At 66.1% G+C, this 1,186-nt stretch carries 3 protein-coding genes; all 3 read left to right on the forward strand.

Annotated elements, in window-relative coordinates; translation table 11 throughout:
* On the forward strand, window positions 1–226 hold a 226-nt coding region (locus H7841_18585), incomplete at its 5' end, for a hypothetical protein (protein MEO5338865.1).
* Window positions 211–720 (forward strand): TlpA family protein disulfide reductase, encoded by a 510-nt coding sequence (locus H7841_18590; GenBank protein MEO5338866.1) that lies wholly within the window; start codon window positions 211–213, stop codon window positions 718–720. The genes H7841_18585 and H7841_18590, both read left to right, overlap by 16 nt.
* A 156-nt stretch (window positions 721–876) precedes the next feature.
* On the forward strand, window positions 877–1,186 hold a 310-nt coding region (locus H7841_18595; protein ID MEO5338867.1), incomplete at its 3' end, for a hypothetical protein.

Below are 1,186 nucleotides of genomic sequence, written 5' to 3' on the forward strand. Positions count from 1 at the left end.
CTGGGAAGCGCTTTGGGAACGGCGCGGCCTTGATACGGAATCTCGGGTGGCCTTCCGCTGGTCCCTGTTCCCGACCGAGCAGACCTTCGGGGCCGCCGACCACAACTGGGGCTACGTGGCTTTCGGGCTGCCGGTGGGGACGCCGTTCGCGGCCGACCTGGCTTGGCGGAAGGAAGGGAAGACTTTCACCAAGCGCATCGAGGGGCTGGAATGCGGAAGACGCTGATCGCTTTTCTGTTCGCCGTGTCGTTCACGGGCATTGCGTCTGCCGGCCAGCCGCTGCACCCGGTACCGGGAACCCCGGCCGCGCCGGATTTCGCCCTACCCGACCTGGACGGCAAGGACTGGCGCCTGTCGGCCTTCAAGGGCCGGGTGGCGATCGTCAACTTCTGGGCCACCTGGTGCCCTCCCTGCCGTACCGAGATCCCGTCCATGCAGCGGGCCTGGGACAAGCTGAAGGATCACGGCGTCGTCATGCTGGCAGTCCACGTGGGCGGCAACATGGACAAGATCTGGACCTTCGTCGGCGACCACGGCGTCCGCTTTCCCGTTCTCGTCGACAAGGATTCCAGGGTCGCCAATGCCTGGCCCATGAAAGGCCTGCCGTCCACCTTCGTGGTCGATCCCCAAGGGCGCATCGTGCTTCAGGCCATCGGCGGGCGCGAATGGGACGATCCCGAGATCCTCAAGACCCTGCTCGACCTGCGGTCGGCGAAATAGCGTCAAGCTCCAACCTCCTTTGTCCTTCCGTCGCGCCTCCACCGTTCACCCGGATGGCCCTGCGCCAAGCCCTTCTCGAGCTTGACAGCAGCCCTTGGTCCGCTCATTATTCAATAAGTCAATTGAATAATGACGCACGAGCCTGGGGAGAACGCCATGAACGGAAGCCGGGTCGTCAGAATTCTGGGAATTCTCGCTCTTGCCGGCATCGTGGGCTGGGCTTTCACGTTCCGCGACCGCCTCGACCCGGCTGCGGTCGAAGCCTGGATCGCCGGCTATGGTGCCCTGGGATCGGCGTTGTTCGTGCTGGCCTTCGCGGCCGGGACCGTGCTGTTCCTGCCCGGCACCCTGTTCGCCCTGGCGGGTGGGGCGCTGTTCGGCCCGGTCCTGGGCACCCTCCACAATCTGGCCGGCGCCACCCTGGGGGCCACCGTGGCCTTCCTGGCGGCGCGCTACCTGGCCGGGG

Origin of the sequence: Magnetospirillum sp. WYHS-4 (genome assembly GCA_039908345.1) — a bacterium.
Taxonomy (GTDB): Bacteria; Pseudomonadota; Alphaproteobacteria; order Rhodospirillales; family GLO-3; genus JAMOBD01.

Bases quoted from the DNA above. Each gene is read 5' to 3' on its own strand.
- H7841_18590 (MEO5338866.1), top strand. From the start codon at position 211: ATGCGGAAGACGCTGATCGCTTTTCTGTTCGCCGTGTCGTTCACGGGC.